Below are 20,877 nucleotides of genomic sequence, written 5' to 3' on the forward strand. Positions count from 1 at the left end.
GAACACGTTTACCCTAGCAACGCTGCTGGCGGAGGCAGCCGACGCCGGCCCGAGCACTCCGCCATGACCATTAGCCATAGCGGCCGGTGATGTAGTCCTCGGTCTGCTTCTTCTCCGGGTTGGTGAACAGGGTGTCGGTGTCGCCGTACTCGATCAGCTTGCCCATGTACATGAACGCCGTGTAGTCCGACACCCGCGCCGCCTGCTGCATGTTGTGGGTAACGATGACGATGGTGTACTTGGATTTCAGTTCGTAGATCAGCTCTTCCACCTTCAGGGTGGAGATCGGGTCGAGCGCCGAGCACGGCTCGTCGAGCAGCAGCACTTCCGGCTGCACCGCCACGGTACGGGCGATCACCAGACGCTGCTGCTGACCGCCGGACAGGCCCAGGGCCGAATCGTGCAGACGGTCCTTGACCTCGTCCCACAGCGCCGCGCTCTTCAGCGCCCACTCCACGGTCTCGTCGAGCACGCGCTTCTGGTTCACGCCCTGGATGCGCAGGCCGTAGACCACGTTCTCGTAGATGCTCTTGGGGAACGGGTTGGGCTTCTGGAACACCATGCCGACGCGACGGCGCAGTTCGGCCACGTCTTCGCCCTTGCGGTAGATGTTGTGCCCGTCGAGGTTGATCTCGCCTTCCACGCGACAGCCATCGACCAGGTCGTTCATGCGATTGAAGGTGCGCAGCAGGGTCGACTTGCCGCAGCCGGACGGGCCGATGAAGGCGGTCACGCGCTCGCGCGGGATGTTCAGTTTGACGTCGAACAAGGCCTGCTTGTCGCCATAGAACAGGTTGAGGCCAGGTACTTCGATGGCCACGGTTTCCTTGCTCATGTCGAGGCTCTGCTTGTCGCGGCCCAGCGCAGACATGTCGATGCCGTGGGTCTGTGGTTGATGCTGCATGGGATGCTCCCTACGCTATCAAATCGTTGGCCGCGCCCGCGCCATGACGGGCAGCGGCAGAATAAGGGTCTTAGTGATCCAGCGCCTTGTACTTCTCGCGCAGCTGGTTGCGGATATACACCGCACTCAAGTTGAGCAGGGCGATCACCAGCACCAGCAGCAGCGCGGTGGCATACACCAGCGGCCGCGCGGCCTCGACGTTGGGGCTCTGGAAGCCGACGTCGTAGATGTGGAAGCCCAGGTGCATGATCTTCTGGTCCAGATGGAGGTAGGGGTAGTTGCCGTCCACCGGCAGCGCCGGGGCCAGCTTGACCACACCCACCAGCATCAGCGGCGCCACCTCGCCGGCAGCGCGGGCCACGGCGAGAATCAGACCGGTCATCATCGCCGGACTGGCCATCGGCAGCACCACCTTCCACAGCGTCTCGGCCTTGGTCGCGCCGAGCGCCAGGGAGCCCTCGCGCAGGGCACGTGGCACGCGCGCCAAGCCTTCCTCGGTGGCGACGATGACCACAGGCACGGCGAGGATCGCCAGGGTCAGCGAGGCCCACATCAGGCCCGGCGTGCCGAAGGTCGGCGCCGGCGCCGACTCGGGGAAGAAAAGACTGTCGATCGAGCCGCCCAGCACATAGACGAAGAAGCCCAAACCGAACACGCCATAGACGATCGACGGCACGCCGGCCAGGTTGTTCACCGCGATGCGGATGATCCGCGTAAGCGTGCCCTGCTTGGCATACTCGCGCAGATAGATGGCCGCCAGCACGCCAACCGGGGTGACGATCACCGCCATGATCAGGGTCATCATCACCGTGCCGAAGATGGCCGGGAAGATGCCACCCTCGGTGTTCGCCTCGCGCGGGTCATCGCTGACGAACTCCCAGACCTTGGCGAAATAGAAACCGAGCTTGTCGAGGACACCCATGGCATTCGGCTGGTAGGCCCTAACCACCTTGCCCAGGCTGATCTCCTGCTCGCGGCCATCGGCGGTCTTGACCGTGATACTGTCGCGATTGAACTGCTGATTGAGTTCGATCAGCTGCGCTTCCAACACCTTGTACTCGGCGTCCCACTGTGCGCGCTCGGCGTCCAGGTCGGCCTGGGCGGCCGCATCCAGCCGACCTTCGAGCTCCAGCCTGCGGCTTTTGAGGCGCAGCGACTCCAGGCCGTGGTTGATCCGCCCGATGTCCTTCTTCTCCAGCCGGGTGACCTGCTCATGCAGCTCGTCGATGCGGGCGAGGCGCTGCTGCAGCTCGTTCCAGGCGGCGTCGCCCTCGGCGACCAGCTGGCCGCTCTGCTTGACGTTGACCAGATAGCCATAGAAGTTGCCCCACTCGCGGCGCTCCATCACCAGCAGCTGGGCCGGCGTATGGGATTCGCGCAGCCACTCGGCGACCACCCAGTTGAAATCGGCGCCGAACACTTCGCGGTTGCCCACCTTGAGCAGCTGGCGCGTCATGAACTCGCCGCCCTCGGTTTCCACAGGCAGCCCGGCCGCCTTCAGGCGGGCGCGAGGCACCTCCTCGGACTGCACCAGCTCGCCGGCCAGCAAGCGCGGACTTTCGCCCGGCACCTGATAGGTGGACTCGATCACATCGGCCGGCCAGAAGTGCGCCAGACCACGGGTGGCAATCACCGCCAGCAGGCCGAGGGTCATGATCACCGCGATGGCAACGCCACCGCCGGTCATCCAGACCCAAGGCGTGCCGCTCTTGAACCAGGACTTGAGGTTTTGCTTTTTCACGTTCACGGACGTCTACCTTTCCGAGTCTTAGAGCGAGGCGTATTTCTTGCGCAGGCGGGTACGAATCACTTCCGCCAGCGTGTTCATCACGAAGGTGAAGGACAGCAGCACCAGCGCGGCGAGGAACAGCACGCGGTAGTGGGTACTGCCAACTTCCGACTCCGGCATCTCCACCGCCACGTTGGCGGCCAGGGTGCGCAGACCCTCGAAGATGTTCATCTCCATGATCGGCGTGTTGCCGGTGGCCATCAGCACGATCATGGTCTCGCCGACGGCGCGGCCCATGCCGATCATCAGCGCCGAGAAGATGCCCGGGCTGGCGGTGAGGATCACCACTCGGGTCAGGGTCTGCCAGGGCGTCGCGCCCAGGGCCAGGGAGCCGAAGGTCAGGCTCTTGGGCACACTGAACACGGCGTCCTCGGCGATCGAGTAGATGTTCGGGATCACCGCGAAGCCCATGGCCAGGCCCACCACCAGGGCGTTGCGCTGATCGAAGGGAATGCCCAGGTCATTGGTCAGCCACAGGCGCATGTCGCCATCGAAGAACCAGTTCTCCAGGTACCCGCTCATGCTCAGGGAGAAGGTCCCCACCAGCAGGATTACCGGAATCAGCAGGGCCGCTTCCCAGCCATCCGGCACCAGCAGACGGATGCGCTCCGGCAGGCGGCTCCAGCCGTAGGCGGCCAGCAGGATACCGAGCGGGGTGAGCAACAGCAGGCTGAAGATGCCGGGCAGATGCCCTTCCACATAGGGGGCGAGGAACAGGCCGGCGAAGAAGCCGAGGATCACCGTCGGCAGCGCTTCCATCAGCTCGATCACCGGCTTGACCTTGCCGCGCAGGGCCGGGGCCATGAAGTAGGCGGTGTAGATCGCCGCGCAGATGGCCAGCGGCGCGGCCAGCAGCATGGCGTAGAAGGCCGCCTTCAAGGTACCGAAGGTCAGGGGCGAGAGGCTCAGCTTGGGCTCGAAGTCGCTGTTGGCCGAGGTCGACTGCCAGACGTACTTGGGCTCGTCGTAGCTCTCGTACCAGACCTTGCCCCACAACGAACTCCAGGACACTTCAGGGTGCGGGTTGTCGACCACAAAAGGCTGGATCTGCCCGTTGGACTCCACCAGCACGCGACTGGCGCGCGGCGACAGGGTCGCGACGGCGGCGCCCTCGGCGACCTGCTCGACCAGCAGGGTGCGGTGCGCGGTACTGTGGAAGATGCCCAGCTGGCCAGAGGCATCCAGGGCCAGGAAGCCCTTGCGACGCTCCTCCGGCAGGAACTGGGTAATGGCGCTGTCACCCAGCTTGAAATCGCGAATACGGGTCAGGGTGGATTCACCCTCTTCGTCACGCACCATGAACCACTGGGCGATCCCACCCTTGCTGTCGCCAACCAGCAGGGAAATGCCGCCGAGCAGCGGACTCATGGCGGTGACCCGGGCATCGCCCTCGAGCAGCTTGTAGCGACCATTCAGGCGCTCGCTGCGCAGATCGAAGACATCGGCCGTGGCCCGACCGTTGAACACGTAGAGCCACTGCTGGCGCGGGTCGATCAGCAGGGCGCCGATCGGTTCGGCGATCTGCGGCAGCTCGATGCGCCGCTCTTCCTGGGTCACCTCGCCGGTGAAGTCATTCTCTTCCCGACTCATTGACAACACGTGCAGCTCCGCGCCGGTGGAGGCGCTGAGCATCAGGGTGCCGTCGCTCTGGCTCATCGTCACGTGCTCCAGGGCGCGCCCCTGGGGATCGAGGGTGATCGGTGCCTCGCCGAAGGGGTACTCCAGGGTCGGGGTGATGGTCTTGACGTCATCGGGGTAGGTCACCCGATAGTTCTGCTTGAACACCAGCACCTGACCGTTGGACAGGCCCAGGACAACCCGGCGGCTGCCCGGCTGATCCTCGCCGAACGAGACGATGCTGGCGCCGTCAGGCAGCGGCAAGTCGATGCGACTCAGCGCCGCGCCATCCTTGGCCTCGAAGAATTGCACCTGACCGGTGCGACTCAGGCGCATGGCCACCTTGTTCTGCTCTTCCACCGCCAGCAGCAGGGCTTCGCCCTGCTCGGCCAGCCAGGCAGGCTGTTGCGCCGGGCGCGTTTCCAGCTCGGCGCCCGAGAACATCGGCAGCACCACGTGGGCCAGGTAGAAGAAGATCAGGGTGATCGCCCCCAGCACGACGAGGCCGCCGATCGACACGTACCAGTGCGCCAGGCGGTCCTTGAGGGCACGGATGCGGCGCTTGCGCTGCATCGCGGGGGTGTTGAAGTCCAGCCGTTGACTGGTTTTCTCAGGTGCGATCATGGTGTCGGGGGCCAAGTCGGTCATACAAGGATCTCTGGGCGGTTGCGCACACGCGCCGCTGGATAAGCGGCGGCAAAGTCTAACCGTCTTGTATGACAGAAAGATTACAGCGCAGTGACGCGACAAAGCCCGCAACTCCTTAGGGAGGTGCGGGCGCTTTTGCCGCTTGCCGCAGCATCCGGCTGCGGCAGGCTTTTGAGTCTAGTTACAGACCCAGTTCCTTCAAGGTCTTCTCGGCCACCTTGGCCGGCACCGGAATGTAGCCGTCCTTGACCACGACTTCCTGGCCCTGCTTGGACAGCACCAGCTTGATGAACTCGGCGTCCAGCGGGCTCAGGGCCTTGTTGGGTGCCTTGTTGACGTAGACGTAGAGGAAACGCGACAGCGGAAACTTGCCGGCCAGGGCGTTTTCTTCGCTCGCTTCGAAGGCCTCACCGCCTTTCTTCGACAGCGGAACGGCGCGGACGCTGGCGGTCTTGTAACCGATGCCCGAGTAACCGATGGCATTCACGGTACTGGAGATCGACTGCACCACCGAGGCCGAACCCGGCTGCTCGTTGACGTTAGGCTTGAAGTCGCCCTTGCACAGGGCTTCTTCCTTGAAGTAGCCGTAGGTGCCGGACACCGAGTTGCGGCCGAACAGCTGCATCGGCTTGTTTGCCCAGTCACCGGTCAGACCCAGGTCACCCCAGGTGGTGATGTTCTTCGCACCGCCGCACAGGCGGGTATTGGAGAAGATGGCGTCGACCTGAGCCATGTCCAGGCTCTTGATCGGGTTATCCTTGTGCACGAACACCGCCAGGGCATCGATCGCGACCGGGATGGCGGTCGGCTTGTAGCCGTACTTCTCTTCGAAGGCCTGCATCTCGGCGTCCTTCATCTTGCGGCTCATCGGGCCGAGGTTGGAGGTCCCCTCGGTCAAGGCCGGTGGCGCGGTGGACGAACCGGCCGCCTGGATCTGGATGTTCACGTTCGGGTAGAGCTTTTTGTAGTCCTCGGCCCACAGGGTCATCAGGTTGGCCAGGGTGTCGGAACCTACGCTCGACAGGTTGCCGGAAACGCCCGAAGTCTTCTCATAGGCCGGCAGAGCCGGATCGACTGCAGCGACCGCGGTAGCGGTGGCAGCACTGGCGGCTACAAAAGTCATGGCCGCCATCAAACGCGTAAGTTTCATGCCTTGCTCCTAACAAATTAGGGTGGGGGTGGGTCGAGGCCAAGTATCTGCAGGCCGTGTGACCAATCTATGAAACCAATGTGACAGTTAGATGACCGTAGCCAATTTTGCGCGCAACTCCAGAAAATGCGGACGAACGCACTGCGGCCAAGCACCATGGTCGCCCGTCGACCGTGCAGTCGGTATACTCGCTGCACCCGCACTCTTGCGGGCTCCGCGCCCACAACAACAACCGCGCCGCGAGCCATTACCGAGATGAACGAATTCGAACAGGATGACCCGATTCCACAAGGCGACCTGGCCCTGCAGATCACCGCACTGCCGCGCGAGACCAATGGATTCGGCGATATTTTCGGCGGCTGGCTGGTTTCGCAGATGGACCTGGCCGGCACCGCCATGGCCAGCAGGGTTGCCGGTGGTCGCGTAGCCACGGTGGCGATCGACCGCATGGCGTTCCTGGTGCCCGTGGCCGTCGGCGCCCAGTTGTCCTTCTACACCCAGACCCTGGAAGTCGGCCGCAGCTCGATCCAGATGCTGGTCGAAGTGTGGAGCGACGACCCGCTGTCCAGCGAGTGGCGCAAGGTCACCGAGGCGGTGTTCGTGTTCGTCGCCATCGACGGCAGCGGCCGCACCCGTCCGGTACCGCCGCGCCGCTAGGCGCCGCCGACCGCAGCCCCGCATACGATGGCGGAGTCAAACAAAAACGCCGGCTCGAGAGCCGGCGTTTTTATCTGCGGGAAGATCAGCCGCGGATGTTGTAGATGAGCTTCTCGTTGAACTCGGCGTACTCGGCCAGACGCTGCAGGTAGGCCTTCTGCTGCGCCCACACCTTGGCAGCGGCCGGGTCGGCCGCGGCGCTGGCTTCGACCACTTCGGCCGCCACTTCCTTGAGCTTGGCCAGCACCTCGTCCGGCAGGCTGCGGACGTCGACGCCCTCGGCCTTGAGCTGCTCCATGGCCTCCATGTTGCGTGCGTTGTAGGCGTCGAGCATGTCGGCGTTCACGTCGCGGGCGGCGGCGCGGACGATGGCCTGCAGGTCGGCCGGCAGGGTTTCCCAAGCCTTGATGTTGATGTCCAGCTCGAAGGTGACATTCGGCTCCTGCCAGCCCGGGGTGTAGTAGTACTTGGCGGCCTTGTGCAGGCCCAGGGCCTGGTCGTTGTACGGGCCGATCCACTCGGTGGCGTCGATCGCGCCGGTCTGCAGGGCGGTGAAGATCTCACCGGCCGGCATGTTGACCACGGTACCGCCCATCTTGGTCAGCACTTCGCCGCCCAGACCCGGGGTGCGCATCTTCAGGCCCTTGAAGTCCTCGACCGAATTGATTTCCTTGTTGAACCAACCAGCGGTCTGTACGCCGGTTGCGCCACAGGCCATCGGCAGCACGCCGAACGGCTTGTAGACCTCTTCCCACAGCTCGATACCGCCGCCCTTGTGCAGCCAGGCGTTCATTTCCTGGGCATTCGGGCCGAACGGCAGGGCGCAGAAGAACTGCGCGGCCGGAACCTTGCCCTTCCAGTAGTAGGGCGCGCCGTGGCCCATTTCCGCGGTGCCGCGGGAAACCGCGTCGAACACTTCCAGCGCCGGGACCAGCTCGCCAGCCGCGTAGATCTTGACCTTCAGGCGACCCTTGCTCATTTCCTCGACCAGGGTGGCGAAGCGCTCGGCGCCGACGCCCACACCCGGGAAATTCTTCGGCCAGGAGGTGACCATTTTCCAGTTAAAGGTCTCCCCGCTCGCGCCCTCTTGAGGCTTGGCAGCGGTTTCGGCCTCCTTGTTGCAGCCAGCCAGTGCGGTGGCGGCCAGGCCTACGCCCGCGGCTGCGAGAATCTGACGACGTTTCATGCAATGCTCCTTGTTTGTATTATTGGTCTGACCACAGGATCGCTGAAATTAGACCGTGCCTGGATAACATAGGGCTTACTGACCCTCAAGCCTAGTAGATAAGACTAAAGTTGTAGGGCCATTGCTGCCTTCGCCCGGGCCCGCCTAGAATTGCCGGCTGCCTGCACCCCCCACCCTTAATGACAAGGACTCCACATGTCCGACACGCCACCCATTCCGTTGCGCATTGCTCGCTTGATCGATGCGCTGAACACTCGTTTTGGCCAAGGATGCGCCTGGTTGACCCTGTTCCTGGTGATCGGCACCGCCATTGTCGTGGTGCTGCGCTACGGTTTTGGCATCGGCGCCACCGCCCTGCAGGAAGCCGTGCTCTATGCCCACGCCCTGGTGTTCATGGGCGCCGCCGCCTGGACCCTGATCCGCGGCGCGCATGTGCGCGTGGACATCTTCTACCAGAAGTTCAGCGGACGCCGGCAAGCCCTGGTCGAAGTCTTCGGCAACCTGCTGCTGCTGCTGCCGCTGTGCCTGTACCTCGGCTGGTCCAGCTGGGATTACGTCGCCAACTCCTGGTCGACCCTGGAGGCCTCCAGTGAGTCGGGCGGGCTGAAATACGTCTATGTGCAAAAGAGCATCATCCTGGTACTGGTCTTCAGCCTCGCCCTGCAGGGCATTGCCGACCTGATCAAGGCGGCCTACCTGGTCGCCGGCCGCTTGCCCGATTCGGAGGTAAAAAATGGCTGAGTTGATGGCGATTCTGCTGTTCGTCAGTATCTGCTTGGCCCTGATGGCCGGCTTCCCCGTGGCCTTCACCCTCGGCGGTGTATCGTTGATTTTCGCCGGCATCGGCGCACTGACCGGCACCTTCGACGCCGGCTACCTGAGCGCCCTGCCCAACCGCCTGTTCGGCATCATGAACAACCAGACCATGCTGGCCGTGCCGCTGTTCGTGTTCATGGGGGTGATGCTGGAGAAGTCCCGGGTCGCCGAAGACCTGCTGGAGTCCATGTCGCGCCTGTTCGGCACCCTGCGCGGCGGTCTGGCGATTTCCGTCTGCGTGGTCGGTGCGCTGCTCGCCGCCAGCACCGGCATCGTCGGCGCCACGGTGGTGACCATGGGCCTGATGGCGCTGCCGACCATGCTGCGCCGCGGCTACGACCCGGCCATCTCCACCGGCACCCTGGCCGCCACCGGCACCCTGGGGCAGATCATTCCGCCATCGATCGTCCTGGTATTGCTGGGCGACGTGATGTCCAGCGCCTACCAGCAGGCCCAGTTGAAGATGGGCATCTTCTCGCCGAAGACCGTCTCGGTCGGCGACTTGTTCGTCGGCGCCTTCATCCCCGGCATGCTGCTGGTCGGCCTGTACATCCTCTACATCGTCGGCGTCGCGATCCTGCAGCCGAAGAAGCTGCCGGCGCTGCCGAAGGAAGAACTGGGTCCGATCGAATGGGGCAAGCTGATCAGCGCCCTGCTGCCACCACTGGCCCTGATCGCGGCGGTGCTCGGCTCGATCCTCGCCGGTTACGCCACGCCGACCGAAGCGGCGGCCCTGGGCGCCCTGGGCGCTATGATCCTGGCCTTCGGCAAGCGCAAGCTCAACTTCGGCCAACTGCGCGAAGTGGCCTATGGCACCACCGAAATCAGCGCCATGGTGTTCATGATCCTGATCGGCGCCTCGCTGTTCTCCCTGGTGTTCCGTGGTTTCGGCGGTGAAGAGCTGATCGAGGACGTGTTCGCCCAGCTCCCCGGCGGCGTGCTCGGCGCCTTCTTCCTGGTGATGCTGGTAATCTTCCTGCTCGGCTTCATCCTCGACTTCATCGAGATCACCTTCGTGGTGGTGCCGATCGTCGGCCCGGTGCTGCTGGCCATGGGCCTGGACCCGGTCTGGCTCGGGGTGATGATTGCCCTGAACCTGCAGACATCCTTCCTCACCCCGCCGTTCGGCTTCGCCCTGTTCTACCTACGCGGGGTTACCCCCTCGTCGGTGGCGACCAGCACCATCTACAAGGGTGTGCTGCCGTTCATCCTGATCCAGCTGATACTGCTGATCATCGCCTACCAATTCCCGGGGCTGATCACCTGGCTGCCGGAGCAGGTATACGGCAACTAACGCTGCCGTAGCGCCACGAAACGCCCGTCAACACGACGGGCGTTTTGCTTTCTGCCTCTTGGACTGCCGGCCAAGCTGCGTTCCAATAGGCTTATCTCTACTGGCGACAGGGCATACCGATGGCCACTTCCAATGTTGAACGGATCGAACTGGGCGCCTTGACCTGCTGGCGCATCCGTCACGCCGACGCCGAACTGCTGGTCGCCCAGCAGGGCGCCCAGCTGCTGAGCTACCAGCGCGACGGCGAGCGACCGCTGATCTGGCTGAGCGAGCAGGCAGCCTACGAAAGCGGGCGCAGCGTACGCGGCGGCGTGCCGGTGTGCTGGCCCTGGTTCGGCGACCTGCGGCGCAACCCGCAAGCCGTGCAGGGCATGCACGAGGGCGGCAACCTGGTGCCGTCCCACGGCCTGGTGCGCGATCTGGAGTGGAACCTGCTGGGCATCGACAAGCGCGACGACGGGGTCAACCTGGACTTCGCCTACAACAGCGCCGAACAGCCGCTGCCGAACTGGCCCCAGGCCGCCGAGCTGAAGCTGCGCATCCGCCTCGATCAGCACCTGCACCTCGAGCTGGTGAGCCGCAACCTCGGCGATGCACCGCTGGCCCTGAGCCAGGCCCTGCACAGCTACTTCGCCGTCGGCGACATTCGCCAGGCCCAGGTCGAGGGCCTGCAAGGCTGCCGCTACATCGACACCCTGGATGACTGGACCGAGCGCCAGCAGCTCGACCCGCTGCGCTTTGCCGGCGAAACCGATCGCATCTACCTCGACACCCCGGCGCGCATGAGCATCCTCGACCCCGTCTGGCAACGGCGCATCCAGCTGCGCAGCAGCGGCTCGCGCTCGGCGGTGCTGTGGAACCCCTGGACCGACAAGGCACGGCGCCTCTCCCAGTTCGCCAGCGACGCTTGGCAAGGCATGCTGTGCATCGAACACGCCAATGTCATGGAAGACATCCTGGTGCTGGCGCCCGGGGCAGAACATCGCCTCAGCGTCAGTATGTGGAGCGAGCCGCTGACGGACTGACGCCACGGCGGGTGAAGGTTTCCCAGCCCTCACCCGTCACCGCCTGCCTGCAGGTGCAGGCCCAAGCACAACCCCACCAAACAGACCCTGACACCGCTCACAGGTGCGCGCCGACTTCGGCGAATTTTTGTGATGCGCCACTAATTTGCCAGTAAGTAATTACCTACAAGCTCCGCGCGCAATCGCTGACACCCGTAACAGCCTTTAATATTTGCCTATTAGTTCGCGAAAGTTTCGGGAACTCCCAGCCTCATTACTGAATCAGCGGATATTTATCGCTGATACACACTTCACACTTTTGCCGGTTGCCGATCCCCAGCCATCGGACTAGGATGCCCACCCCATAAGGACTTTGCGCAACTTGTTGCACATTGATGTGCGCAGAAAGTTGCACAATCCAGGTAATTAAGCGGCGGCTTCTATATAGAAACCGCCGCAACTTGGGTTGCCAGGCTACAGCACCGAGTCATGGAATGACCTATTCAAACAAGCTCACCGCCCACTATTTGGCGCTGGCAAAACTTCCTATTAATCAAGGAGATTTCGCCGGCAGCGATGTGCGTTATTCCAGCGAATACGAAATGCTGGAAAACGAACTGGGCAAGGCCAGCGCGCTGCACGAAGCCGGCGCCATCGACTGGCAGAAAATCCGCGAAGGCAGCGAAGCGCTGCTCGGCGCCCAGTCCAAGGACTTGCGCGTAGCCGCCTGGCTGATCTGGGGCCTGTATCAGCGCGAATCCTTCGCCGGACTGCAGGCCGGCCTGGGCCTGCTGCATTACCTTTGCCTCAACCATTGGGCCGAGCTGCACCCGCGCAAGCCGCGTACCCGCGGCGCCGCCATCGGCTGGCTGCTGCCACGCCTGGAGCAGGCCCTGGCCGACCATGTGCCGGTCGGCGAGCAGCTGGCGCTGTTCCGCAGCCTCGCCGAGCAGCTGCGCGCCCTCGAAGCCTGTCTGTCCACGCAGCTCGGCGAAGAGGCGCCGCTGCTGCTGCCGCTGTGCCGACGCCTGGACGAACTGGTCGAGCGCGCCAGCCAGGGTCAGCCGGAACCGGGCAGCGTCGGCGCGGCGCTGGCCCAGGTCAAGCAGGTCGCCAGCCAGCTCCTCACCCCTGGCGCACCGGTGGACAACGAGAAGGACGCCCACAAGAACCTGCGCAGCCTGCAGGACCAGGCCCGGCCGCTGTGCGCCTACTGGCTCAAGCAGAAGGCCAGCGACCTGCGCGCCCTGCGCCTGGCCCGTACCCTGCTGTGGCTGCCGATCGACAGCCTGCCGGAGCGCAACGCCGAGCAGGTCACCGCCCTGCGCGGCCTGCCGGCGGACAAGCTGGCCAGCTACCAGGAACGCTACCAGCAGGGCCAGTACGCCGACCTGCTGGTCGACCTGGAAGCCAGCATCGCCCGCGCGCCCTTCTGGCTCGATGGCCAGCACCTGGTCTGGCAGTGCCTGCAGGGCCTGGACGCCGAGCAGGCGATGCGCGAGGTGGAAATCCAGCTAGCGCTGTTCCTGCAGCGCATGAACGGCCTGGAGGCGCTGCGCTTCCACGACGGCAGCGCCTTCGCCGACGCCCAGACCCGCGCCTGGATCAGCGCCCACGTGCTGCCGCACCTGCACGCACCCGCCGCCGACAGCGCGCCAGCGAGCACGGAAGGCGGCGACCAGCCGGCCTGGGACCTGGCCCTGCAGGAGACCCTGCCGCGCTTGCGCAAGGACGGCCTCAAGGCCTCGGTGCAACAGCTCAAGCAGGGCCTGGCCCAGGCCAGAGGCGGCCGCGAACGCTTCTACTGGCAGCTGAACCTGGCCCGCCTGTGCTTCGCCGCGAAGAAATACGAACTGGCCAAGACCCAACTCGACTCGCTCGACCAGCTGCTGCAGGCCGCCGGCCTCAGCGACTGGGAGCCCGATCTCAGCCTCGACGTGCTGCGCCTGCTGCACAGCTGCTGCGAACTGCTGCCGCAGAACCATGCCGTGCGCGAGCACAAGGACGAGATCTACCGCAGGTTGTGCCACCTCGACCTCGAAGTGGTACTGGACTAGGCCCTCGGGCCATAACCGCAACGGAGAATGACCATGGCCAAAGAAGGCTCGGTAGCCCCCAAGGAACGCATCAACGTCACCTTCAAACCCGCCACCGGCGGCGCCCAGGAAGAGATCGAACTGCCACTGAAGCTGATGGTGCTGGGCGATTTCACCCAGCGCGCCGACGAGCGCAAGATCGAAGACCGCAAGCCGATCAGCATCGACAAGAACAGCTTCGACGAGGTGCTGGCCAAGCAGGAGCTGAACCTGACCTTCGGCGTGCCCAATCGCCTGCAGGACGAGCAGAGCGACGACGAGCTGGCCGTGCAGCTCAAGATCAACTCGATGAAGGACTTCAACCCGGCCAACCTGGTCGAACAGGTGCCCGAGCTGAAGAAGCTGATGGAGCTGCGCGACGCCTTGGTCGCCCTGAAAGGCCCGCTGGGCAACGCCCCGGCCTTCCGCAAGGCGATCGAGAGCGTGCTCGCCGACGACGACTCGCGCGACCGCGTGCTCGGCGAACTCGGCCTGGCCGCCCAAGCCACCCTGGACTCCTGACTTCAACTGACAAGGACGCTGATCAATGAGCACTAGCACAGCACTCGAGAGCGGCCACAGCGCCGCCGAACTCGGCATTCTCGACCGCATCATCGCCGAGACCAAGCTGACCCCGGACGACGAGGCCTACGACATCGCCAAGCGCGGCGTATCGGCCTTCATCGAAGAATTGCTGAAGCCACACAACGAGCACGAGCCGGTGAAGAAGGCCATGGTCGACCGCATGATCGCGGAGATCGACGCCAAGCTCAGCCGGCAGATGGACGAGATCCTGCACAACGCCGAGTTCCAGGCCCTGGAATCCTCCTGGCGCGGCCTCAAGCTGCTGGTGGACCGCACCAACTTCCGCGAGAACATCAAGCTGGAGATCATCAACGCCTCCAAGCAGGACCTGCTCGATGACTTCGAGGACAGCCCGGAGATCGTCCAGTCCGGCCTGTACAAGCACATCTACACCGCCGAATACGGCCAGTTCGGCGGCCAGCCGGTCGGCGCCCTGATCGCCAACTACTTCTTCGACCCCAGTGCGCCGGACATCAAGACCCTGCAGTACGTCGCCAGCGTCGCCACCATGTCCCACGCGCCGTTCATCGCCGCCGCCGGGCCGAAGTTCTTCGGCCTGGAAAGCTTCACCGGCCTGCCGGACCTGAAGGATCTGAAAGATCACTTCGAGGGCCCGCAGTTCGCCAAGTGGCAGAGCTTCCGCGAACAGGAAGACGCCCGCTACGTCGGCCTGACCGTGCCGCGCTTCCTGCTGCGCAACCCCTACGACCCGGAAGACAACCCGGTGAAGACCTTCGTCTACAAGGAGAACGTTGCCGGCAGCCACGAACACTACCTGTGGGGCAACACCGCCTACACCTTCGCCAGTCGCCTGACCGACAGCTTCGCCAAGTTCCGCTGGTGCCCGAACATCATCGGCCCGCAGAGCGGCGGCGCGGTGGAGGACCTGCCGCTGCACCACTTCGAGAGCATGGGCGAGATCGAGACCAAGATCCCCACCGAGGTGCTGGTCTCCGACCGCCGCGAATACGAACTGGCCGAGGAAGGCTTTATCGCCCTGACCATGCGCAAGGGCAGCGACAACGCCGCGTTCTTCTCCGCCAACTCGGCGCAGAAGCCGAAGTTCTTCGGCATCAGCGCCGAGGGCAAGACCGCCGAGCTGAACTACAAGCTCGGCACCCAGCTGCCCTACCTGTTCATCGTCAATCGCCTGGCCCACTACCTCAAGGTGCTGCAGCGCGAGCAGATCGGCGCCTGGAAGGAGCGCACCGACCTCGAACTGGAGCTCAACAAGTGGATCCGCCAGTTCGTCGCCGACCAGGAGAACCCCAGCTCCGAAGTGCGTAGCCGCCGCCCGCTGCGCGCCGCCCAGGTGATCGTCAGCGACGTCGAAGGCGAGCCGGGCTGGTACCGCGTCAGCCTCAACGTGCGCCCGCACTTCAAGTACATGGGGGCTGACTTCACCCTGTCGCTGGTCGGCAAGCTGGACAAGGAATAAGCAGCCATGGCCTACGGCAGCCTGTTCGAACGCCTCGGCGGCGAGGCCGGCCAACGCGCCGGCTGGAGCCGCGAGGTCGCCGCCATGGCATCGGTGGCTGCCCACCTGGCCAAGATGCTCAGCACCCGGGCGGGCAGCGTGCAGACGCTGCCCGACTACGGGTTGCCCGATTTGAACGATATGCGCCTGTCGCTGCACGACTCGCTGCAGCAGGCGCGTATCGCCATCGAACGCTTTATCGAGGCGTACGAACCGCGTTTGCGCCAGGTGCGGGTGATCTCCCTGCCGCGCAGCCACGACCCGCTGAGCCTGTCCTTCGCCATCGAAGGCCTGCTGCAGGTCGAGGGCATCAAGCGCTACGTCAGCTTTTCCGCGAGCCTGGATGGCAGCGGACAGGTCAAGGTCCAGTAAGGAGAGCCCGAATGTCCGGTAAGCCCGCCGCCCGCTTGAACGATCCCACCGCCTGCCCGATCCCCGGCCACGGCAGCAACCCGATCGCCGCCGGCTCGCCCGACGTGCTGTTCGACGGCCTGCCCGCCGCCCGCATGGGCGACCCCTCCGCCTGCGGCGGCGCCCTGGCCAGCGCGGTGATCCCGAACGTGCTGATCAACGGCAAGCCGGCGACCGTCGTTGGCACTGTGGGCAGCCATGGCAATGTGGTGACGGCGGGCTCGGGGACTGTGCTGATTGGCACTAGCGGCGGTGGGGCGGCGTTTAGTGGCATAACCCCACTGGCGAGCCACATTGTTCAGGACGTTTTCGATGAAAAAATCCAGCTAGTCGATTCGGTAACTGGAACCCCAATCGTTGACTATCCATATTTCGCCATTACATCAGATGGCACCAGCTACTTTGGGCGAACTGATTTGCAAGGCAATACCCAGAGGATGTCTACGAAACAAGCGGGTGATATATCAGTATTCTGGGGCGATGAAGCTCTGCATAAACAGGATGAGATATAAATATGCCTAATCGCGCCAGCGTTATAAAAACCAACAGTCAACCGGGGTCTACGCAGGTTGTTAGTCATGCCGCAATAAAATTCGAAGACTTATGGGGCAGTTATCCCAGTGGTTCGATCAAGCATCTCGACAGCAAGACCGGGAGAGACGTGTTTGATGATCATTGCGCAATCAATGTAAGCCAAAGCCTATATAGCTGCGGAGTATTACTTAAGTCATTCAAGGGTACAAAGTGCTGGTCATGTCCGAGCAAAGACAGCTCAGGTAAAGGCATCCATGCCATTCGCGCTCAGGAGTTGGCGTCCTACCTAAGCACCAGGCCTTTCGCGAGTTGTCCAGTTCCCCAACGCCTCACTGGCTCAAGCTATGAGACAGCGGTAAAGGGTAAGACCGGTATTATCTTTTTCAAAGACTACTGGCAACGCTCAGGTGAGAGCGGTAGAACTGGCGATCACATTGATCTGTGGCGCGAAAGTAAGCTGGCCAGCATTGGCGGTGCGCTAACATTTATCCGTCAAACCTTTCCGGGAATAGCGGAAAATTATCTGGACATGTCTGATCTGCGCCGTGCTAGCGAAGTTTTATTTTGGGAAATAGCATAATGGCGGCGCTTCGCATTCTTTTTTATGCGGTCATCGGTCTGGCATTAAGCGCCAGCATCTTTGTTTTGAATTTGCTATTTTTTGCCAAGCCGCTGTATGCCCTTTACGCCGACTTGTTGCAGTCTGGACAGATGTATCAGGGCGAAACTCGTGCGTTTATGTACAACCGCTTTCTTTTAACTGTAATTGCCCCTACTAGCCTTCTTCTGGGGGGGGGGCTGACATGGTTGTCGATAAAGCTCCGTTGGCTCGCCTTCATCTTAGCTGCACTGGCTCTTGTCACTATATTGTCGGCGGCAATTTTCATGCGCTTTGAGCCTGTTGTTATTTCACCAGCACCGCTACGTGATCACCCCAACGCTCAATGGAGCGGCGGTGTAGATGGGGGAGCATTTTTTGAAATCACGGAGGCCGATCCGCCCCGTTACTTTCTCGAGATTCGCTACGAGAACGGAAGTCTCTGGGCTAAAGGCTGGGTAAACGGGCAAGAGCAAGCTCTGACCAATAGTGATTTTCTTGGTTATTACGGCGGAAATTCCATCGACCTCAAAAGTAATAAGCAGCTTCGGCTGGAGAACCAAGATGGCACTTCAATCGATTTTGATTAAGTAAGGGTAGAGGTCAATAAAATGCCAAACACTAGCATTTCCGGTTACCTGGCCACTGTAGCGGACAGCGATCTGTTTGGGATATTGGCCATCTACTGTTTTGCTACTGCCATCCTCGGGCTCTTTGAGCGAGCGCGGAATACATGGCTATACCGATCCATGGCGCTTCTAGGCCTTTTGACTGTTCCAGCTCTGCATGTTGCAGGCACTTATTTTCTTAACCAAGTGCCTGCCTGATGACCATGTCCCCTCAAGTGACAACGTCGTTCGCGACCTACCCGCGCAAGGTATTCATCGGTGAGCAAGACGCTGCAAATCACTACTGCGTCCTGATGATTACCGAAGAGGAGCTCGACCAGCTTCATGAGCTGATCGCAGAGCAATTTGGCCAGACAACCATTGAGCTCGGGCAGACGGCCCATGCTGTGAGCGTCGACGAAGGGGCGCTGAAACTGTCTGCACGCCGCGAGTTCAACGGCCTGATCATCGAGTTGGTCACCAACTCGAAGACGTTTCTCGAGAGGCTGGATGCTTCCTTCAAGGCGCCGCCATCGCCCTGGTTTGCATTTCCCGACATGCAACCCATCGAGGCGATCATGAACAAGCAGGGCAGCCTCGAATACTGGTGGGACTGGATTTGGAATCCCTTTTGGGAGCACGCCTCTGCCGAAACTCGAGCGGATTATCTGAGTGCGCACAAGGCCAGCGATGAATGGATCGAGTGTTTGGCTGGACAAGCCAATGGCTCCGACTGATCAGGGATAGATAGATGTCTTTTAACCACTACTACCAGAGCGAACTCAGCGCCCTGCGCCAACTGGGCAAGCGCTTTGCCGAGCGCAGCCCGGCGTTGGCGCCGTTTCTCGGGCAGAGCGGGCGCGACCCGGATGTCGAGCGGCTGCTGGAGGGTTTCGCCTTTCTCACTGGGCGCCTGCGGCAGAAGCTCGACGACGAGTTGCCGGAGCTGACCCATTCGCTGATGCACCTGCTGTGGCCGAACTACATGCGTCCGCTGCCGGCCTTCAGCATGTTGCAGTTCGACCCGCTCAAGCGCCCCGGTCCGGCCCTGCCGGTGCCGCGCCATACGCCGGTGGAGTCCAGGCCGATCCAGGGCGTGACCTGTCGCTTCCGCACCGCCTTCGCTACCGAGGTGCTGCCGCTGGCGCTCAACGGACTGGATTATTCGGTCAAGGGCGACGGCGCCCTGCTCAGCCTGCGCCTGACCATGAGTGCCGACGGCCACCTGGGCGAGCTGAACCTCAAGCAGCTGCGCCTGCACCTGGCCGGCGAACGCTATATCAGCCAGCTGCTCTACCTCGGCCTGCTGCGCCATCTGAGCGGCATCCAGCTGGTGCTGCTCGGCGCCGACGGCCAGGCCCTGGTCAAGGACACAGGCGGCCAGGCGGTGGCCAACCTGCGCCTGGGCGCCGAACAGTTGCAGCCGGTGGGTTTCGACGAAGATCAGGCGCTGATCCCCTACCCGCTGAACACCTTCCGCGGCTACCGCTACCTGCAGGAATACTTCGCCTTCCAGGACAAGTTCCTGTTCGTCGACCTCAAGGGCCTGGACGGCCTCAAGCGCCTGCCGCCGGAGCTGCTCGAACGGGCCCGCGGCATGGAGCTGCGCTTCGATATTCGCAAGGCCGGGGTGCAGCGCATCCGCCCGACCCTGGACAACGTGCGCCTGTACTGCACGCCGGTGGTCAACCTGTTCGCCCACGACGCCATCCCGATCCGCCTGGACGGCAAGCAGGACCAGTACCTGCTGCTGCCGGCCGAGTTCGATTCGCAGCACTGCGGGGTGTTCTCGGTGGACCGGGTCACCGGCTGGAAACCCGGCGGCCAGGGCTACGAGGAATACGTGCCGTTCGAGTCCTTCGAGCACGACCCGAGCTTCGACGTGCCCCTGGCGCGCCCGCACTACAGCGTGCGCCAGCAACCCTCGCTGCTCGGCGACGGCCTGGAAACCTACCTGAGCTTCGGCCTGCGCAACCTCGACCAGCACGAGACGCTGTCGATCGAGCTGTCCTGCACCAACCAGAACCTGCCGCGCCAGCTCGGCCTCGGCGATATCTGCATGCCCAGCGAGGACACCCCGGAGTTCCTGACCTTCCGCAATATCAGCGCGGTGACGCCCAGCTACGCGCCGCCACTGCACCGCGACTTCCTCTGGAAGCTGATCAGCAACATGTCGCTGAACTACCTGTCGTTGGCCAACGTCGAGGCGCTCAAGGTGATCCTCGAGACCTACGACCTGCCGCGCTACTACGACCAGCACGCCGAAAAGGTCAGCAAACGCCTGCTCGGCGGTCTGCAAGGCATCCGCCACCAGCACGTCGACCGCCTGCACCGCGGGCTGCCGGTGCGCGGGGTGCGCACTGAGCTGACGATGAACCCCGAAGGCTACGTGGGCGAGGGTGACCTGTTCCTCTTCGCCTCGGTGCTCAATGAATTTTTTGCCCTGTACGCCAGCCTCAACTCGTACCACGAGCTGCGCGTGCAGAGCACACAGGGAGAGGTGTACCAATGGACGCCGCGCATGGGGCAACAGCCCCTGCTCTGAGCCGCTTGAGCCGGGGCATCCGCGAGTACAGCCTGTTCCAGGGTGTACAGCTGGTGCTGGAGCGCCTGCGGGCCGCCCATCCCCATCTGGATGAGGAGGCTCTGCAGCAGCGCCTGGAATTCCAGGCCAACCCCAGCCTGGGCTTTCCCGGCAGCGATATCGATCGCGTGCAGTTCTTCGAGGAGCACGGCGAGCTGCGCGCGCGCCTGCGCATCAACCTGGTCAGCCTGTTCGGTGCCGGCTCACCGCTGCCGGCCTTCTATGGCGAACAGGCCCTGGGCGACAGCGAAGACGGCAATCCGACGCGCGACTTCCTCGACCTGTTCAACAATCGCTTGCAGCGCCTGCTGCTGCCGATCTGGCAGAAGTACCGCTACCACGCGCGCTTTCACAGCGGCGCCCTGGACCCGTTTTCCGAACAGCTGTTCGCCCTGATCGGCCTGGGTGGCGCGCAGATCCGCGCCGCCACCGAGCTGAACTGGAAACGCCTGCTGCCCTACCTCGGCCTGCTCAGCCTGCGCGCCCATTCGGCGGCGCTGATCGAGTCGGTGCTGCGCTACTACTTCAAGCACGCCGAGCTGCATATCGAGCAATGCCTGGAACGCCAGGTGGAGATCCTCGGCGAACAACGCAACCGCCTCGGCCTGGCCAACAGCCAACTGGGCGAGAGCCTGGTGCTGGGCGAGTTCGTGCGCGACCGCGGCGGCAAGTTCCGCATCCATATCCGCCAGCTCGGCTGGCAGCGCTTCCACGAATTCCTGCCGATCGGCAGCGGCTACCAGCCCCTGTGCGCACTGGTGCGCTTCACCCTGCGCGACCCGCTGGACTACGACATCCGCCTGGAGCTGCGCCAGGACGAGATCCGCGAACTGTGCATCGGCGCCGACAACCCCTGCCGCCTCGGCTGGACCAGCTGGCTCGGCCGCGACCGGGCCGACGGCCTGGTCACCCTCGGCAGCAAAGCTCACTAAGGACAGAG

General features: G+C 63.3%; 19 protein-coding genes. 14 read left to right on the forward strand and 5 right to left on the reverse strand.

Annotation, left to right across the window (positions count from 1 at the left end):
• Positions 1-70 precede the first annotated feature (70 nt).
• The 4 genes from pstB to KDW96_RS11340 all read right to left on the reverse strand — a co-directional run bounded on the left by pstB (position 71) and on the right by KDW96_RS11340 (position 6,108).
• On the reverse strand, positions 71-904 hold the full coding sequence (gene pstB / locus KDW96_RS11325; protein WP_255836358.1) for a phosphate ABC transporter ATP-binding protein PstB: 834 nt from the start codon (positions 902-904) through the stop codon (positions 71-73).
• Between the two features lie 70 nt (positions 905-974).
• Positions 975-2,591 (reverse strand): phosphate ABC transporter permease PstA, encoded by a 1,617-nt coding sequence (pstA, locus tag KDW96_RS11330; RefSeq protein ID WP_370295449.1) that lies wholly within the window; start codon positions 2,589-2,591, stop codon positions 975-977.
• Between the two features lie 81 nt (positions 2,592-2,672).
• On the reverse strand, positions 2,673-4,958 hold the full coding sequence (locus KDW96_RS11335) for an ABC transporter permease subunit (RefSeq protein ID WP_255836360.1): 2,286 nt from the start codon (positions 4,956-4,958) through the stop codon (positions 2,673-2,675).
• 181 nt (positions 4,959-5,139) lie between these two features.
• On the reverse strand, positions 5,140-6,108 hold the full coding sequence (locus KDW96_RS11340) for a PstS family phosphate ABC transporter substrate-binding protein (protein WP_255836361.1): 969 nt from the start codon (positions 6,106-6,108) through the stop codon (positions 5,140-5,142).
• A gap of 255 nt (positions 6,109-6,363) precedes the next feature.
• Here KDW96_RS11340 and KDW96_RS11345 point away from each other — a divergent pair, with 255 nt between their 5' ends.
• Complete coding sequence (locus KDW96_RS11345; RefSeq protein WP_255836362.1) at positions 6,364-6,765, forward strand: acyl-CoA thioesterase; 402 nt, start codon at positions 6,364-6,366, stop codon at positions 6,763-6,765.
• Between the two features lie 85 nt (positions 6,766-6,850).
• Here the strand turns inward: KDW96_RS11345 and KDW96_RS11350 are convergent, their stop codons facing one another.
• Positions 6,851-7,951: a TRAP transporter substrate-binding protein gene (locus tag KDW96_RS11350; RefSeq protein WP_255836363.1), complete on the reverse strand. Its 1,101-nt coding sequence runs from the start codon at positions 7,949-7,951 to the stop codon at positions 6,851-6,853.
• Positions 7,952-8,146: 195 nt separating this feature from the next.
• On the opposite strand from KDW96_RS11350, the gene KDW96_RS11355 reads away from it, so the two are divergent.
• From KDW96_RS11355 to tssG, 13 genes are all read left to right on the forward strand, one after another.
• Entirely contained in the window at positions 8,147-8,692 is a 546-nt protein-coding gene (locus KDW96_RS11355; RefSeq protein ID WP_255836364.1) for a TRAP transporter small permease subunit, read from the forward strand.
• Entirely contained in the window at positions 8,685-10,061 is a 1,377-nt protein-coding gene (locus KDW96_RS11360; RefSeq protein WP_255836365.1) for a TRAP transporter large permease, read from the forward strand. Before KDW96_RS11355 ends, KDW96_RS11360 begins: the two co-directional genes overlap by 8 nt.
• A gap of 119 nt (positions 10,062-10,180) precedes the next feature.
• Complete coding sequence (locus KDW96_RS11365) at positions 10,181-11,086, forward strand: D-hexose-6-phosphate mutarotase (RefSeq protein WP_255836366.1); 906 nt, start codon at positions 10,181-10,183, stop codon at positions 11,084-11,086.
• A 473-nt stretch (positions 11,087-11,559) separates the two neighbouring features.
• Positions 11,560-13,122 carry a type VI secretion system protein TssA gene (gene tssA, locus KDW96_RS11370; protein WP_255836367.1) on the forward strand — a complete coding sequence of 521 codons (1,563 nt, stop codon included), beginning with the start codon at positions 11,560-11,562 and terminating at the stop codon, positions 13,120-13,122.
• A gap of 33 nt (positions 13,123-13,155) precedes the next feature.
• A complete protein-coding gene (gene tssB / locus KDW96_RS11375) occupies positions 13,156-13,662 on the forward strand; it encodes a type VI secretion system contractile sheath small subunit (RefSeq protein WP_255836368.1) in 507 nt (168 codons plus the stop codon).
• 25 nt (positions 13,663-13,687) lie between these two features.
• A complete protein-coding gene (tssC, locus tag KDW96_RS11380) occupies positions 13,688-15,163 on the forward strand; it encodes a type VI secretion system contractile sheath large subunit (RefSeq protein WP_255836369.1) in 1,476 nt (491 codons plus the stop codon).
• A gap of 6 nt (positions 15,164-15,169) precedes the next feature.
• The gene (gene tssE / locus KDW96_RS11385) at positions 15,170-15,574 is read left to right on the forward strand and encodes a type VI secretion system baseplate subunit TssE (RefSeq protein ID WP_255836370.1); all 405 of its coding nucleotides are present in this window, start codon (positions 15,170-15,172) and stop codon (positions 15,572-15,574) included.
• A gap of 11 nt (positions 15,575-15,585) precedes the next feature.
• A complete protein-coding gene (locus tag KDW96_RS11390; protein ID WP_255836371.1) occupies positions 15,586-16,125 on the forward strand; it encodes a PAAR domain-containing protein in 540 nt (179 codons plus the stop codon).
• A gap of 2 nt (positions 16,126-16,127) precedes the next feature.
• Positions 16,128-16,727, forward strand: a complete 600-nt coding sequence (locus tag KDW96_RS11395; protein WP_255836372.1) for a T6SS effector amidase Tae4 family protein — start codon at positions 16,128-16,130, stop codon at positions 16,725-16,727.
• Positions 16,727-17,335, forward strand: a complete 609-nt coding sequence (locus tag KDW96_RS11400) for a hypothetical protein (RefSeq protein ID WP_255836373.1) — start codon at positions 16,727-16,729, stop codon at positions 17,333-17,335. Before KDW96_RS11395 ends, KDW96_RS11400 begins: the two co-directional genes overlap by 1 nt.
• Before the next feature lie 236 nt (positions 17,336-17,571).
• Positions 17,572-18,090 (forward strand): hypothetical protein, encoded by a 519-nt coding sequence (locus KDW96_RS11405; RefSeq protein WP_255836374.1) that lies wholly within the window; start codon positions 17,572-17,574, stop codon positions 18,088-18,090.
• A gap of 14 nt (positions 18,091-18,104) precedes the next feature.
• Positions 18,105-19,898 (forward strand): type VI secretion system baseplate subunit TssF, encoded by a 1,794-nt coding sequence (gene tssF / locus KDW96_RS11410; RefSeq protein ID WP_255836375.1) that lies wholly within the window; start codon positions 18,105-18,107, stop codon positions 19,896-19,898.
• Positions 19,862-20,869, forward strand: a complete 1,008-nt coding sequence (gene tssG / locus KDW96_RS11415) for a type VI secretion system baseplate subunit TssG (RefSeq protein WP_255836376.1) — start codon at positions 19,862-19,864, stop codon at positions 20,867-20,869. The genes tssF and tssG overlap by 37 nt, the downstream gene beginning before the upstream one ends.
• Positions 20,870-20,877: the final 8 nt, after the last annotated feature.

The sequence above is a fragment of the Pseudomonas benzenivorans genome, assembly GCF_024397895.1.
GTDB classification, from domain to species: Bacteria; Pseudomonadota; Gammaproteobacteria; order Pseudomonadales; family Pseudomonadaceae; genus Aquipseudomonas; species Aquipseudomonas benzenivorans_A.

Coding starts and splice junctions, on each gene's coding strand:
- KDW96_RS11355 (WP_255836364.1), top strand. CDS start 8,147: ATGTCCGACACGCCACCCATTCCGTTGCGCATTGCTCGCTTGATCGAT.
- KDW96_RS11345 (WP_255836362.1), top strand. CDS start 6,364: ATGAACGAATTCGAACAGGATGACCCGATTCCACAAGGCGACCTGGCC.
- tssA (WP_255836367.1), top strand. CDS start 11,560: ATGACCTATTCAAACAAGCTCACCGCCCACTATTTGGCGCTGGCAAAA.
- pstB (WP_255836358.1), bottom strand. CDS start 904: ATGCAGCATCAACCACAGACCCACGGCATCGACATGTCTGCGCTGGGC.
- tssC (WP_255836369.1), top strand. CDS start 13,688: ATGAGCACTAGCACAGCACTCGAGAGCGGCCACAGCGCCGCCGAACTC.
- KDW96_RS11360 (WP_255836365.1), top strand. CDS start 8,685: ATGGCTGAGTTGATGGCGATTCTGCTGTTCGTCAGTATCTGCTTGGCC.
- KDW96_RS11350 (WP_255836363.1), bottom strand. CDS start 7,951: ATGAAACGTCGTCAGATTCTCGCAGCCGCGGGCGTAGGCCTGGCCGCC.
- KDW96_RS11390 (WP_255836371.1), top strand. CDS start 15,586: ATGTCCGGTAAGCCCGCCGCCCGCTTGAACGATCCCACCGCCTGCCCG.
- KDW96_RS11335 (WP_255836360.1), bottom strand. CDS start 4,958: ATGACCGACTTGGCCCCCGACACCATGATCGCACCTGAGAAAACCAGT.
- pstA (WP_370295449.1), bottom strand. CDS start 2,591: ATGACCGGCGGTGGCGTTGCCATCGCGGTGATCATGACCCTCGGCCTG.
- tssG (WP_255836376.1), top strand. CDS start 19,862: ATGGACGCCGCGCATGGGGCAACAGCCCCTGCTCTGAGCCGCTTGAGC.
- KDW96_RS11365 (WP_255836366.1), top strand. CDS start 10,181: ATGGCCACTTCCAATGTTGAACGGATCGAACTGGGCGCCTTGACCTGC.
- tssE (WP_255836370.1), top strand. CDS start 15,170: ATGGCCTACGGCAGCCTGTTCGAACGCCTCGGCGGCGAGGCCGGCCAA.
- KDW96_RS11340 (WP_255836361.1), bottom strand. CDS start 6,108: ATGAAACTTACGCGTTTGATGGCGGCCATGACTTTTGTAGCCGCCAGT.
- KDW96_RS11400 (WP_255836373.1), top strand. CDS start 16,727: ATGGCGGCGCTTCGCATTCTTTTTTATGCGGTCATCGGTCTGGCATTA.
- KDW96_RS11405 (WP_255836374.1), top strand. CDS start 17,572: ATGACCATGTCCCCTCAAGTGACAACGTCGTTCGCGACCTACCCGCGC.
- tssB (WP_255836368.1), top strand. CDS start 13,156: ATGGCCAAAGAAGGCTCGGTAGCCCCCAAGGAACGCATCAACGTCACC.
- KDW96_RS11395 (WP_255836372.1), top strand. CDS start 16,128: ATGCCTAATCGCGCCAGCGTTATAAAAACCAACAGTCAACCGGGGTCT.
- tssF (WP_255836375.1), top strand. CDS start 18,105: ATGTCTTTTAACCACTACTACCAGAGCGAACTCAGCGCCCTGCGCCAA.